The organism is Micromonospora sp. NPDC048839, from assembly GCF_040649915.1.
In the GTDB taxonomy this organism is placed as follows: Bacteria; Actinomycetota; Actinomycetes; order Mycobacteriales; family Micromonosporaceae; genus Micromonospora.
On record NZ_JBEZGL010000004.1, the window covers coordinates 519,929 to 533,043 of the forward strand.

Annotated in this window: 12 protein-coding genes; 5 read left to right on the top strand and 7 right to left on the bottom strand. The window is 71.4% G+C overall.

What is annotated here, in order from left to right; all coding sequences use genetic code 11:
* Window positions 1-64 precede the first annotated feature (64 nt).
* From AB0C25_RS10975 to AB0C25_RS10995, 5 genes are all read right to left on the bottom strand, one after another.
* A complete protein-coding gene (locus AB0C25_RS10975; protein ID WP_357371870.1) occupies window positions 65-1,282 on the bottom strand; it encodes a ferritin-like domain-containing protein in 1,218 nt (405 codons plus the stop codon).
* Window positions 1,279-2,124 carry a PhnD/SsuA/transferrin family substrate-binding protein gene (locus AB0C25_RS10980; RefSeq protein ID WP_357371872.1) on the bottom strand — a complete coding sequence of 282 codons (846 nt, stop codon included), beginning with the start codon at window positions 2,122-2,124 and terminating at the stop codon, window positions 1,279-1,281. The genes AB0C25_RS10975 and AB0C25_RS10980 overlap by 4 nt, the downstream gene beginning before the upstream one ends.
* Entirely contained in the window at window positions 2,124-3,293 is a 1,170-nt protein-coding gene (locus AB0C25_RS10985) for an acyl-CoA dehydrogenase family protein (RefSeq protein ID WP_357371874.1), read from the bottom strand. The genes AB0C25_RS10980 and AB0C25_RS10985 overlap by 1 nt, the downstream gene beginning before the upstream one ends.
* 77 nt (window positions 3,294-3,370) lie before the next feature.
* Complete coding sequence (locus AB0C25_RS10990) at window positions 3,371-4,318, bottom strand: ion transporter (protein WP_357371876.1); 948 nt, start codon at window positions 4,316-4,318, stop codon at window positions 3,371-3,373.
* 49 nt (window positions 4,319-4,367) lie between these two features.
* A complete protein-coding gene (locus AB0C25_RS10995) occupies window positions 4,368-5,204 on the bottom strand; it encodes an alpha/beta hydrolase (protein ID WP_357371878.1) in 837 nt (278 codons plus the stop codon).
* Window positions 5,205-5,266: 62 nt separating this feature from the next.
* On the opposite strand from AB0C25_RS10995, the gene AB0C25_RS11000 reads away from it, so the two are divergent.
* Entirely contained in the window at window positions 5,267-5,965 is a 699-nt protein-coding gene (locus tag AB0C25_RS11000; RefSeq protein WP_357371880.1) for a helix-turn-helix domain-containing protein, read from the top strand.
* 107 nt (window positions 5,966-6,072) lie between these two features.
* Window positions 6,073-6,432 (top strand): hypothetical protein, encoded by a 360-nt coding sequence (locus AB0C25_RS11005; protein WP_357371882.1) that lies wholly within the window; start codon window positions 6,073-6,075, stop codon window positions 6,430-6,432.
* Between the two features lie 25 nt (window positions 6,433-6,457).
* Here the strand turns inward: AB0C25_RS11005 and AB0C25_RS11010 are convergent, their stop codons facing one another.
* Both AB0C25_RS11010 and AB0C25_RS11015 read right to left on the bottom strand, forming a co-directional pair.
* Window positions 6,458-7,117, bottom strand: coding sequence for a DUF6624 domain-containing protein (locus AB0C25_RS11010; protein WP_357371884.1), 660 nt, complete (start codon window positions 7,115-7,117; stop codon window positions 6,458-6,460).
* A 51-nt stretch (window positions 7,118-7,168) separates the two neighbouring features.
* A complete protein-coding gene (locus AB0C25_RS11015; protein ID WP_357371886.1) occupies window positions 7,169-8,131 on the bottom strand; it encodes an AraC family transcriptional regulator in 963 nt (320 codons plus the stop codon).
* 429 nt (window positions 8,132-8,560) lie between these two features.
* On the opposite strand from AB0C25_RS11015, the gene AB0C25_RS11020 reads away from it, so the two are divergent.
* From AB0C25_RS11020 to AB0C25_RS11030, 3 genes are all read left to right on the top strand, one after another.
* Entirely contained in the window at window positions 8,561-9,223 is a 663-nt protein-coding gene (locus AB0C25_RS11020) for a hypothetical protein (protein WP_357371888.1), read from the top strand.
* Between the two features lie 99 nt (window positions 9,224-9,322).
* Complete coding sequence (locus AB0C25_RS11025) at window positions 9,323-11,356, top strand: Xaa-Pro dipeptidyl-peptidase (protein WP_357371890.1); 2,034 nt, start codon at window positions 9,323-9,325, stop codon at window positions 11,354-11,356.
* Between the two features lie 180 nt (window positions 11,357-11,536).
* Entirely contained in the window at window positions 11,537-13,045 is a 1,509-nt protein-coding gene (locus AB0C25_RS11030) for a phosphoesterase (protein ID WP_357371891.1), read from the top strand.
* Window positions 13,046-13,115 lie beyond the last annotated feature (70 nt).

The window sequence follows — 13,115 nt, forward strand, 5'->3', positions numbered from 1 at the left end:
CCAGCGCTGCCTGACCTGCCGTCCAGCGATCCCCGCGCACGCCGTGGCCGTGCGCGGGGATCGGCTACATGAAGTTGCGGGTGTGCAGGGCGGAGAGGGCCGCCGCCTCGTCGGGCCGGAAGCCCAGCCGTACCAGCCGGCGTTGGCGGCCCTGATCCATCGCGTGTTGCAGAGCCTGCACCCGGTCGTGGCCGGCCGACACGTCGTCCGGGTGCCAGCCACCCGAGGCGAGCACCACGAGCGCGTCGAAGACGTCCGCGTTGAGGCCGGCGGTGTCGACGAGGGCGTCGTGGCGGCGGTGGATGGCCGCCCGCAACCGATCCCGCAGCAGCGGGTCGAGCTGTGCCTGATGCTCCAGGTGTGCCATGCCGAACAGCACGTGCCGGCGTTCGTCCTGCCGGGCGAGCCAACAGATCCGCCGCGTCACCGGGTCCGGGGCGTTCTCGTGCAGAAACGAGAGCAGATCGACGAAGCTGCCCTCGCCGAGCACGGAGAGCAGGAAGGACGCCAGGGCGAAGTCCGACTCCGCCACGAGCGTGAACAGCGACTGCCGACCGCCCGCGGATGACGTACCCAGGTCGGCGCCCCGCAGCAGTGCCCGCCGGCTGAAGACCTCCATGTGCCGGGCCTCATCGGCCATCTGCACGGCCAGAAGCTGCACCACCTCCCGGAAGTGCGGGTGGATGCGTCCCACGAACCGGGCCGGTACGACGAGCGCGGCCTGCTCGTTCTCCACCAGGTAGGTCATCACCTGCACCACCGCGGCCTCGACGTCGGCCGGCAGCACGAACGGGTCGTCCCACGGCACCGCGGCCTGCGGGTCCCACTGTCGGGCGGCGGCCTGCGCGTACAGGTGGGGGGCGATGTCGGCCCACACCAGGTCGCGGTCGTCCAGGTCGAACCGGGCCTCCGGACCACCGGCTTCGAGGAGGGCGCCCCGGGCGCCGAGCCCCCACCGCGCCGGTGGACGGCCGCTGAGCGCCGACGGGAGGGCCGGCCCGGCCCGCTCCGCGCCGAACCAGCGGTCGTCATCCGCCGATCCGCGGACCACCACCGCGACGAGGTCGCTCCGGTCACCCGGATCCGGCCACTCGACCCGGTGACCCCGGCCACGGCACCAGACCGGCAGGTGTACGCGCAGCGCCGGGTCACGGCCGCGCACCGCCACCCGGCCTCCCGGTGGCAGGCCGGCCAGAGCGCGTTGCACCAGCAGGTGCGCGCCCCGGCCGAAGCCCAGGTCGCCGAGGTGGACCTCGACATCGGCGGCCGTTGCTTCGCTCACGGCCGATAGTCCGTGGCCGTCACCCGCCCGTCGGGAGAGTAGAACCCGCTGACGTCGACCGCCCTGGCGAGCAGCGTGTATCCGTTGGTGCGGCCGTCCTTCCAGGCCGTCAGCCCCTCCAGGTCGAGCAGCGGGCGCACCTGTGGATCGGCGTACGACATGCCGAGCAGCAGCGTGCCGAAGAGCTGGACCCCGGCGGATTCAGGCACGCGGACCGTCATGTTGCAGTGGTCGTAGCGCGCCGTCTGCCCGACGATCCGGGTGCCCTCGGACGGCAGCGTGCCCTCCCGGACGAACGCCAGATGGTTGGCGTCGATCATGCAGGCGGCGTCGACCTCCCCGGCCACCAGGGCGCGGGCTGCGTCGCGCTCCCCGCCGATGTGGTCGCCGTGGAGGCCCACACCGACGTCGAACCGGCGCACGTCGACCTCGACGCCGACGCTCGCGAGGTGCTCCAGCGGAATCAGGGTCGCCTGTGGACTGTCCACCGCGCCGACAGCCACCCGTCTTCCGGCGAGGTCCTCGACCTGCCGCACCGGTGAGTCGGCGCGCACCACCACGACCGAGGTGAGGTCCTGGTCGGTGTCGCGCATGGTCAGCGCGTGGACGGCGGTGCCGGTGGCCGCCGCCAGGCGTTCGGCCCGCAACCAGGCCAGGGGTGAGTTCCAGGCCGCGTCGATCCGGCCGGCGACGAGATCCTCGACCTGCCGCTCGTAGTGCGAGTAGAGGACGAAGTCGAAGTCCAGGCCGCGCCCGCGCAGCCAGGCCCGGAATCCCTCCCAGATGGTCACCACCTTGGGGTCGTACGCGACCGCGCCCATCAGGACGGCCGGCGCCGGCATCAGCGGTTGGCCCCGTCGAAGAGGGGTAGCCCGGTGGCGACCCGGCCGACGAAGTCGAGCAGGGCGTCGGTGGTCGGTGCCATCACCCGGGCCGCGCGCGCATCGCGGAAACGGCGCTCGAGGCCCAACTCCCTGCGGAACGCGCTGCCGCCGCAGAGCTGCATCGCGCCATCGGTCACGTCGGCGACGGTCTCGCCGGCGAGCGCCTTGACCTGCAGCACCCGCAGCATGGCATCGTCGCGGCCGGTCTCCAGCGCGGAGAGGGTGTCGCCCAGGAAGGCACGTAGGGCGTCGGTGCGGATCATCAGTCGGGCGAGGTCGCGGCGGGTGACGGGCGCGTCGCGCAGGGCCGCGCCGGTGTGGGTGAGCGTCGTTGCGGTGAGATGCCGGCCAGCCTCGGCGACCGCGCTGTCGGCCAGACCGAGACAGAACGCGGCATTGAGCACCAGGAACCAGGGGAGGACCGCGCCCAGCGCGGCGTCCAGCCCCGCGCCGTCGGCTGCCAGCATCGCTGGCGACGGGACGCGGAGCCCCTCGGCGGTCATCGGCCGGGAGCCGTTGCCGCGTAGGCCGAGCCCGTCGAAATCGCCGGTCACGGTCAGGCCGGGACTGTCGGCGGTAACGAGCCAGAGCGTCATCGGGCCGGTGCCGGGGGCCACCGGGAGGCTTGACCAGACGTAGCTGTTGGCCTCGCCGGCCGAGGTGACCCAGCTCTTGCGGGCGTCGAGGCGGATCGTGCCGTCGTCGGTGGTGCGCGCAGTGCCGGTCGGCGACCAGAAGTGGCTGCGCGAGCCGTACTCGGAGAAGGCCAACGTGGCGAGATGACCGCCGGTGGCGATGGCCGCGCGGACCTCGCGCGGGCCGTGCGCCTCGATGACGGCGGTCGCCGCGTAGTGCATCAGCACCACCATCGCGGTGGACCCGCACTCGGTGGCCAGCCGCTCGACGACCTCGGCGACCACGCGCATGCCGTGACCGCCGCCGCCGACCTCGGTCGAGGAGGCCAGGCCGAGCAGGCCGGCCGCGGCGAGGGCGTCGACACCCGATCGGGGGAAGGCCCCCTCCCGGTCGACGATCGTCGCTTGCGGTCGGATCACGTCGTCGATGACGGTGCCGAGGGTGCTCGCGACAGCGGTGTTGGGATGGGCATTGTCGACAGTGGCCGTCATGCTGGCGCCCCTTCGGCCGAAGCGGTGGGACCGCCGTCGACACTATCCGAACGGGAGCACGCACCGCGAGCGTTGGATCACCGTCTGGTACGGGCGCCGTCCCGGTGCGGCCGGCCGTGCCCGTCGTCCCGATCGATCCGCAACTCGCGCTCCAATTCGGCGATGACCGCCCGCAGGTCGTCCAGCCGTTGGGTGAGCGCGATGCGGTCCACCTCGTCCGGTACGCCGTCGCCGTCCTCGTCGTAGTCGGGGGCCAGGCGTTCGGTCATCTCCAACCGGCGGGCCTCCTCCATCGAGTTGACGATGACGGCGATGAGGATGTTGAGCAGCAGGTTGACGGTGATGACCACGTAGCTGACGTAGTAGAGCAGCGTCCACGGCGAGATGGCCATGCCCTGCTCGATGAGGTCCGGCAGCGTCTCCAGCGACAACAGCACGAACAACGTCAGCAGCGACTTGCCGATGTCGCCGTACTCCTCCGGATAGCGGTTGCCGAAGATCAGCCAGCCGGCCATGCCGTAGACGTAGAGCGTCACGACGGCCAGGGCGAGGAAGCCGGTGACGCCCGGCAGGCTGCGCCACAGCGCGGAGACGATGGTCCGCAGGCCCGGCGAGAACCGCACCAGCCGAACCATCCGGGCGACCCGCACGACGCGCAGCAGCGCGGGGTCGCCGTGCAGGCCCGGTATGAAGATCGCCGCGATCACCACGAAGTCGAAGACGTTCCAGCCGTGTCGGAAGAAGTCCTGCGGACGCCTGCCGTACGCCGCCAGCCGGACGCCGATCTCGACGACGAAGACGGCCCGGAAGAGCAGCTCCAGCCAGTGCAGTGCGGTGCCCGCCGGAGTCAGGTCGTCGTACGTCTCCAGGCCGAGGACGATCCCGTTGGCGAGGATGACCACCACGATGATGATCTCGAAGGGGCGTGACCGGGCGATTCGGGAGCAGTGCGCGGACCAGGCTGATCGGTGCTGCTCGGGTGGACCCGGCTCACGCCGCTGGGCGGGCACAGGGCTGGCGGGCATGCCGCCAGCCTAGCCAAGATCAATGATCGCGGGCGACCGCGCGACCCCCTCAGGCGTGGCCCGTCTGCTCCGGCGTCACGCGGGCCGCGAAGAAGTCGGCGAGCGGGTCGACAATTCTGGGGTGTGCCCGGTTGACGGCGTCATGTCCGCTGCGCGCAATGGTCAACGTCCGGGCCCGCGGCAGCGCGCGGGCCAGCGCCGCGTTCAGGTCGCGGTAGTAGGGCGGGCCATCGGCGCCGTAGGTCAGCAGCACGTCGGCGGTCACCCCGGCCCACTGGCTGGCCGGGCCGTCGTGTGATCGGATCAGCGCCGATTCGTCAAGCGTCAACGGCAGCAGCTCGGCCATCGTCCGGCCGATCGGGGTGCGCATGAACGCGCGGATGATCGCGATCCGTACGCCGAGCGGGAGCTTCCCCGCCGCCATCTGTGGGTTGATGCCAGCGGCCGTGATGGCGAGGCCCCGGGCGACGTCACCAGCCCGCAGCGCCGCCTGCGCGGGTGCGAGCCACGCCGACGGGAATCCACCGTCGATGCAGACCGCGGCGTCGTAGAGGGCGAGTCGTTCGATCGGCAGCCGGAGCGCGGCCTCCAGTGCGATGAAACCGCCGGAGCTGTGCCCGATGACGTTGCCCGACCCGGTGTGCTCCAGCACCACGGCGAGGTCGTCGACCTCCTGCTCCAGGGTGTAGGGCGTCGGCCTGGGTGGTGCGTCGGCCCGTCCCCGTCGGTTGTAGAGGTGCACGCTGAACCGGTCGGCGAGCGCTGTGGCCAGCCGGCGGTAGACGTCGATGGTGACGCCGCCGCCGTGCACCACGACGATGCCGGGCCCGTCTCCCGTGGAGTGCAGCACGATGCTCGCGCCGTCCCGTGCGCTGATCCGCTCCATGATCGTCCACTCCTCCGTGGCGACAACAACTGCGAACGACGTTTGCAGTTTACAGTAGGTCAGTGAGTGACGCATCCCCGAGAGCCGACGACGGCGACTCGGCTCGGCAGCCGATCTGGAGCAGGCCCGAACGCGGCAGCCGTGGCCCCGCTCCTGCGCACAGCCGGGACGCCATCGTCGTGGCCGCCATCGCCCTGGCCGACAGCGAAGGGCTTGCCGCGGTGTCGATGCGCGCTGTCGCCGGCGCGCTCGGTACCGGCGCCGGATCCCTCTACCGCTACCTGTCGTCGCGCGACGATCTCCTGGACCTGATGACCGACCGGGTCGTGGGGGAGTTGCGGCCGTATCCGGAGGCCGAGGGAGACTGGCTGGACTCGATGCTGCTGCTGGGCCGCCGACAGTTGGCGCTGCACCGTACGCACCCGTGGCTGATCGAGGTGAGTCACCGGACGTCCGGTATCGGTCCGGCGAGCCTGGCCTGGTTCGACAACTGCATCCGGATCCTGGAGCCGGTGCCGGCCGCTGTCACCGCGAAGTTCGAGGCGATCGCGATGATGAACGGCGTGGTGACGCTCTTCGCCCGCAGCGAGGCCGCCTCCGGGGCGCTCAGCTTCGCCGGTGCCGACCTCGCGGCGTACCCGCACCTGGTCGCGGCGTTCCGTCAGCCCTCCGCTCCCGCGCCGCGAACCGACCTCTTCGAGCGATCCCTGCGCGGTCTGCTGGGCGGTCTGTTGATCGCCGAGGCGTCCGAGGCAGGCTGACGGGGCTGGCGCCCAGGTGGTGTCGGCCGTTCCGTCCTCCGGAGCGGCCCCAACTGGTCTAGGTTGTCGATGGCAGCGAGGCCGGCCGGTGAGGTGAGAGGTGCGGGATGGCAGATTCTGATCTTGCTGACCTGCGGCAACGAGCCGCGAACGGTGACCGGGACGCGGTTGACCAGATCGTCGAGCTTGCCGGCGAACGGGGTGACCTGGCGGAGCTGAGACAGCTCGCGGAGAGCGGCAACGCCGACGCGGCGGCACAACTCGTCGAGCTCGCCAGCGAACTCGGCGACATGGACGAGCTGCGGCGTCTCGCCGATCGGGGCGACCGGGACGCGGTCGACCAGCTCGTCGAGGTGGCGGCGGAGCGGGCCGACGTCGGCGAGCTTCGACGGCTCGCCGACGCGGGCAGTCGCGACGCCGCCGACGTGTTGGCCGAGCTCACCGACCAGGAGGACGAGGCAGAGTAGACGCCGTACGCCGGTGGGCGGCGCTCTAGTTGGCGTCCTGCGCACAGATCGTGGTCATCTCGCTCAGGTAGCTGGCCAGCGTGGGAAGTCCGGCGTCGGCCCGGCGCCGCTCGACGCCCGGCTCGTCCCGGATCGGAGTCGCCGGCACGGGACCGTCCGGACCGCAGCGGACCTGTGTCCCGTACACCTGGGGCTCGCCCTTGCCCGCCGCGACCCGGTCCTCCAGGTAGGCCAGGTTGCCCGGCGACGCCTGTCGGTCGGCCACCGCCGTGCGCAGCAGGTCCAGTGCCTGCTGCTGGAAGGCCGGATCCAGGTCGGAGTGCTGGGCGATCGCCCACGCGGCGTTGCCGCCGTCCTCGCCGACCAGCGCGAAGGTCGGCCAGCCGTGCGTACGGATGATGTCCTTCAAGCGGGCGGTGCGGGCCTGGTCCGACTCGCTCTGCGGCGTGCCCTCGCGGTCGGCCTGGTCGCGTTGCAGCATCGCGACCAACTCGTCGTGCAGCGCCCGGTCGTAGGCGACGGGGGAGCGGACGACGGGGGAGCGGACCGACGCGGACGGGGTCGCGGTGGGAGATGCCGACGGCGCGCTGCTCGGTGGGTCGCCGGCCGACCTGGGCGAGGTGCCGCAGGCCGCGAGGGTCAGCACCGCCACCAGCGGCACCGCGACCGGCGACGGGAGTTTCACGTCGCCGATTGTCGTCGCGTCGTGGTGGCTCCACAAGGGACGAGCCGGGCCTCAGGCGTGGAGCGTCTCGCGGGGCGGCACGCCGTAGCTGGCGTGGTAGCGGGCGGTGAACCTGCTGTGGCTGGCGAACCCCCATCGACTGGCGATGGCCGAGACGGTCTCCTGCCGGGGGTCGGCGCGCAGCAGGTCGCGGTGTGCCCGAGCGAGCCGGATCCGCCGCAGGTACGCCATCGGGGTGGTGCCGCGATGACGGCGGAAGGCCAGTTGCACCGCCCGCAGCGAGACGCCGGCGGCAGCGGCGATGTCGGCCGCGCTGATGTCCCGGTCGGCGAAGTCCTCCATGAAACTGATCGCCCGGCGCAACGTGGCGGTGCTGGCGTCGTGTCGGTCGGCGGCGGTCGGTTCGGTGAACGCGGTGTTCGGGAAGACCGCGAGCGCCGCCGCGGCGAGCATCCGCGCGGCGTTGCCGATCACCAGCGGTTGCGCGCTGACTGACGGATTGTTCAGTACCACGTCTCTGACGTAGCTGGTGGTGGTGCGCCACTGCCGGGCGAGGGCCTGGTCGGCGGGACCCAGGTCGGTGAATCGGATCCGACCGGGCCGGCGGGCCGGCGCGGTGGTGGCCACCTGCTCCAGAACCGCCAGATCCAACACGCAGAGCTCCACCTCGCCGGGATGCCACCGTACGGTGCAGGGCTCCTCCGGCTTGGTGACGAGGAAGACGTCGCCGGGGCCGAACCGGTTGACCGGTCCGTTGCAGACGCGGTCGACGCGGGCGGTGCGGGTGTGCCCGAGGACCAGCCCGTCGAGGGTGCTGGCGCCGATGTCGAGGTGCCCGGTCTGCCGCGTGGTCGCGATGGCGAAGGGGCCGGCGTCGACCCGGTGATGGGTGAGCCGGAACCGGTTCCTGCTGTCCAGGCGTAGCTTCGGGTCGTACGTCGCGGACAGGAACTCGTGGATGGCCACCGGGTCACGGCTGTCGAATTGTCGGGTCTGCACGGGTATTGACGTCATCCGCTGTCTCCGTCCGGTGGAGGTGCCGCCGAAAGGTGAACTGGTGCCGGAGGCCAGATCGAACGTGCCGAGGTGCTCGGGGTTGTCTCGGCACGGCGGTGGCCGCCGGTGCAGTGAGGTGGAACGTCGCGAGCGGGACGGCAGCGACACGTCGAGGTGGCGTCGTGAACTGGGCTGGTGGTGGAGAGATCGCGGTGCGCAATATCCGTCGATGGGAATGTCACCATACGACAATCGTCGTCGGTCGTCCTACCAATCACCGCAGTGTGTCGGCCTGTCGACTTCGCTTTCCGACTAACCCGCCGGCGGGTTCTGCGCCTGCTGTCCTAGCCATCGCCGCGGGCGACAGCGAAATCTTGTTCATGATTCCCCGGCGTCGCGGGCCGATCGGGCCGCTGCCGGGCGACCGGCCTACGAAAGGGGTGCGCCTTGGACATTACTGATCCCGACCGCGTCGTTCGACTGGCTGTGGCGGAGGCGCTGGCCCGGGTGACGGACGAGGACAGCCTGGGGCTGGGCGAGAGCGACGCGGTGCAGCGACTCGGGGCCGATCTGCGCGCGGTGCTGCGCCGCGCACTCGACAACCGGGTGCCGCTGACCACGCCGGACTTCGTCGACCTCTGCCGTGACCTCGGTCTGAGTCGTGAGGCGTTCGACCTGCTGGGGCACTACCTGATGACCGCGCTGCTGGCCCACCACGTCGGGCCGGACGCCCTGATCCGGGTAGGGGTGCTGCTCGGCACCGTGGGGCGTTACCTGCCGGCCGCCCGCCCGATCGCACCCCGCAACGGACGCCCGATGCCGCGCCGACACGACGTGCGCGCGGACAACAGCGTCGTCGGCCGGTACCGCCGCGCGAAGCTGCCGGAACACCTCCCCAGCCCCCCGAGCTGGACCTGCACCGGATGCGGTCGGGAGTGGCCCTGCGCCACGAAGCAGAGCCAGTTGCTCGCCGAGTTCGGCGGAGCACGCGCCGCCCTCGCGGTCTACCTGGGCTCCTGCCTGGTCGCCGCCGCCCAGGATCTGCCCACCGTGCCGCTGCCCCGGGTCCGGCTCCGATTCCTCGGTTGGCTGCCCCGCGCCCGGATCTGAGCAGTCCGTCAGGCCGTCCGCCCGCCGGAGGACTGTTTGTCCGGCACCCGGGTCACCGGCGGGCACTAGGCTGGACGAACATCGATTCGATGTAACTCGATGCGCGTGTTGATCCTCCGGGAGGACATCATGAGGTCCGCGCCGTTGTCCGTCGGCACCCGCGCACGGGCCGCCGCCGTCCTGGTCGGCCTTCTGGTGGCCGCGCTACCCGGGACTCCGATGGTCGCGTCTGCCCGCGCGGTAGCCCCGACGGCGGCCACGGCCACGGCGACGGCCCAGCCCCGCCCCCGTCCGCCGCACGTGGTGGGCGACCAGACTGTCCCCGCCTACTCGTACGCCGACGCGATCCGGGAGAGCGTCTGGGTCCAGACCCGCGCCGACAGCGATGGTGACGGGGTGCCCGACCGGGTTGCCGTGGACCTCGTCCGCCCCCGGGAGGCCGCCGTCGCCGGGGTACGCGTACCGGTCATCATGGACGCCTCGCCCTACTACCTCTGCTGTGGTCGGGGCAACGAGGGGGAGCTGAAGACGTACGACGCGGCCGGCGTGATCGCCAAGGTCCCGCTCTTCTACGACAACTACTTCGTCCCCCGCGGGTACGCCTTCGCCGCCGTGGACCTGGCGGGCACCGCCCGGTCGACCGGCTGCGAGGACGTCGGCGGTCCCGCCGAGGTGGGCAGCGCCACGGCGGTGATCGACTGGCTCAACGGGCGGGCTCGCGCGTACGACGCCGTCGGCCGGCCGGTCAGCGCCGCCTGGAGCACCGGGCAGGTCGGCATGATCGGCAAGTCGTGGGACGGTTCGGTCGCCAACGGGGTCGCCGCCACGGGTGTGGCGGGGTTGGCCACCATCGTCCCGATCTCGGCGATCTCCAGCTGGTACGACTACATGCGCTACCAGGGGGCGCTGGTCGCCACCGACTATCCCGGATACCTGCACTCCGTCGTCAGCGGCCGCCCGGAGGAGGCCTGTGCGCAGGTGTTGGCCCGGCTGCGGGCGGACAGCGCCGACGAGACCGGTGACTACAACGGGTTCTGGGCGCAGCGCGACTACCGGCCCTCGGCCGACCGGGTTCGGGCCAGCGTCTTCCTGGCACACGGCCTCAACGACCTGAACGTCACGACCAACCACGTCGCCCGTTGGTGGCAGGAGTTGGCCGAGCAGGATGTGCCTCGCAAGCTCTGGCTGCACCAGACCGGTCACCAGGATCCGTTCGACGTTCGCCGCGCCGAGTGGGTGGCCGCCCTGCACCGCTGGTTCGACTACTGGTTGCAGGGGCTGCCCAACGGAGTGATGGGCGAGCCGCGGGTCGACCTGGAGACCGCGCCGGGCACGTGGACGACCCAGCGCGACTGGCCCGCTCCCGGCACCCGGGACGTGCGGGTGGCCCTCGGCGTCGGCGACGGTGTGACCGGGACGCTCGGCGGTCGCGGTGCGCGGCCGGGTCAGGAGCGGGAGTACGTCGACGAGTCGTTGTTCGAGGACGAATTGGTCGCCGCGCCGAACACCGCGACCGCCGGCCGGTTGGTCTTCCTCTCCGGCGCGCTGCCCACCGCGCTGCGGATCTCCGGCAGCCCGTCGGTGCGGCTGCGGATCCGCGTGGATCGGCCGACCACCCAGCTGACCGCCCGGCTCGTCGACTACGGGACCGCCGAGCGGATTCTGCTCACCGGTGCGGGGGGAGTGCGGACACTGGACACCGAGTCCTGCTGGGGCGCCTCCACCGACGTCGACGACGCCTGTTACCGCGACACCGAGGAGGTCACCGCGGTCTCCGACCACGCCGTGCTGACCCGAGGGTGGCTCGACGCCGCGCATCACCGCTCACTGCGGTTCACCACGCCGCTGCGACCCGACCGCTGGTACACGGTGACCGTCCCGATGAACGCGTACGACGCGGTGGTGCCCGCCGGGCACGTGCTCGGGCTGGTGCTCGGCCAGAGCGACCCGCAGTTCACCGACACCGCCGACCGGGACGCCACCGTCCAGGTCGACCTCGGTCGCAGCGCGCTGCTCCTTCCGGTCACTGGTCGTGCCGGGCTGCCCGCCGTCGACGTCGCGCCGCCGGTGGTCACCGCGCCGACCGACCCGTCGGCCGCGCGAACGCCCCGGAACACCCGGCAGGTGCCCTGACCGGCCCGGCCGGGCACTACCTGCGGTCGAGGTGTGACCCGCTGCTGTCGTCAACAGGTCTTTTGGCAGGTCACGCCTCGGTGTTCATCGTGGACCCGCTCGCCGTACGACGGATGTTCACAACGTTCTTCAAGGCTCCTTGATCGAAAGAGCATTCGCTTGATCGAGGAGAGGCCCGCAGTGCGAGACAAGCAACCCGAAGAGACCGAACACGCGCAGCTGTCCCGGCGCAAGCTGGTCAAGTACGCGGGCGTCGGCGCGACGCTGGCCGCGGCCAGCCCGCTGGTCGGCGCCAGCGCGGCGTGGGCTGACGAGGATCGTCGGCCGGGCGACGACACGGGCGACCGCGGCAACTCCAAGAACCGCGTGTGGCGTGCTGGCGACCACCACATCCACTCCGAGTACAGCGGCGAGTTCGACACCACGAAGTCCCCGATCGTCTTCCACAAGGGCGCGGACGCGGTCTACCCGATCGTCACCAACGCCATCATGGCGAAGAACTTCGGTCTGACCTGGGCGATGTGCACCGACCACGGTGGACCGACCCACTCGAAGGTGAACATCGAGCAGGCGTACCCCGACCTGCTGCGATCCCGCAAGCTGGTCCCCGAGGTGCTCCAGTTCTGGGGCATGGAGTTCGACGCGCCCTCGCTGGACCACCACACGCTGATGATCCCGCGCCACGAGGACGAGGCGAAGCAGCTCTTCGAGCTGGAGAGCCGGTTCGCCAAGTACGACGCGTTCCCCACCGACCCGGCCCGGGACACCGAGGCCAAGATGGTGGAGTTCCTCAAGGTTGCCCGGGGCATGCCGCACAAGCCGCTGGTGATCGCCCACCACGCGTCCCGTTCGGCGCCCGGTCTCGGCGTCTACGGCCAGGACACCCCGCGCGAGTTCCGCAACGGCAACAACGCCGCGCCGGACGTCTACATCGGCTTCGAGGGCGCGCCCGGCCACCAGGCCGGTCCGCTCAACGGTGGCAAGCGGGGCGGGTACGGCAACCACCCCACCTACGGCGGCTTCGACCAGATGACCGCTCGGGTCGGTGGCCTGTGGGACTCACTGCTCGGCGAGGGCCGGCGCTGGTGGATCACCGCGACCTCCGACTCGCACGTGCACTGGACCCGCGGCGGCTCCGACTTCTGGCCGGGCGAGTACAGCAAGACCTACGTCCACGCCCGCCAGGACTACGGCGACATCATGGACGGTCTGCGCAACGGCCGGATCTGGGTCACCACCGGCGATCTGATCCGCAGTCTCGACGTCACCGCCAGGTCCCAGGGCAGGACCGCCGAGGTGGGCGAGACCATCACGGTCAGCCGTCGGAGCCGTACCGATGTCGAGATCGAGATCACGTTCCGTCCGTTGGGCGGCGTGAACGCGAACGGGGACCGTCCCGAGGTCCGTCGGGTCGACCTGATCGTCGGTCAGATCACCGGCCCGAGCGCCAACCTGGACGCCGACACCAACCCCACCACGAAGGTGGTGGCCCGGTTCGGCCCGCGCGACTGGCGTCGGAAGGGCGAGGACTACGTCATCCGGCACACGCTGCGCAACGTCGAGGCCGACACCTACGCACGGGTGCGGGGCACCAGCACCGACGAGGCCGAGCCGCTCGCCGACGGGCTGGAGAGTCCGTGGGACGACCTGTGGTTCTACTCGAACCCGGTGTTCGTGCACGTGCGCTGATCCCACCGCCAGCGGCACCACGGGCCTGTCCGGCTGCGCTCGACGTACCACGTCGGGGGAGCCGGGCGGG

Coding starts and splice junctions, on each gene's coding strand:
- AB0C25_RS10980 (WP_357371872.1), bottom strand. CDS start 2,124: ATGCCGGCGCCGGCCGTCCTGATGGGCGCGGTCGCGTACGACCCCAAG.
- AB0C25_RS10985 (WP_357371874.1), bottom strand. CDS start 3,293: ATGACGGCCACTGTCGACAATGCCCATCCCAACACCGCTGTCGCGAGC.
- AB0C25_RS10990 (WP_357371876.1), bottom strand. CDS start 4,318: ATGCCCGCCAGCCCTGTGCCCGCCCAGCGGCGTGAGCCGGGTCCACCC.
- AB0C25_RS10995 (WP_357371878.1), bottom strand. CDS start 5,204: ATGGAGCGGATCAGCGCACGGGACGGCGCGAGCATCGTGCTGCACTCC.
- AB0C25_RS11005 (WP_357371882.1), top strand. CDS start 6,073: ATGGCAGATTCTGATCTTGCTGACCTGCGGCAACGAGCCGCGAACGGT.
- AB0C25_RS11015 (WP_357371886.1), bottom strand. CDS start 8,131: ATGACGTCAATACCCGTGCAGACCCGACAATTCGACAGCCGTGACCCG.
- AB0C25_RS11025 (WP_357371890.1), top strand. CDS start 9,323: ATGCGCGTGTTGATCCTCCGGGAGGACATCATGAGGTCCGCGCCGTTG.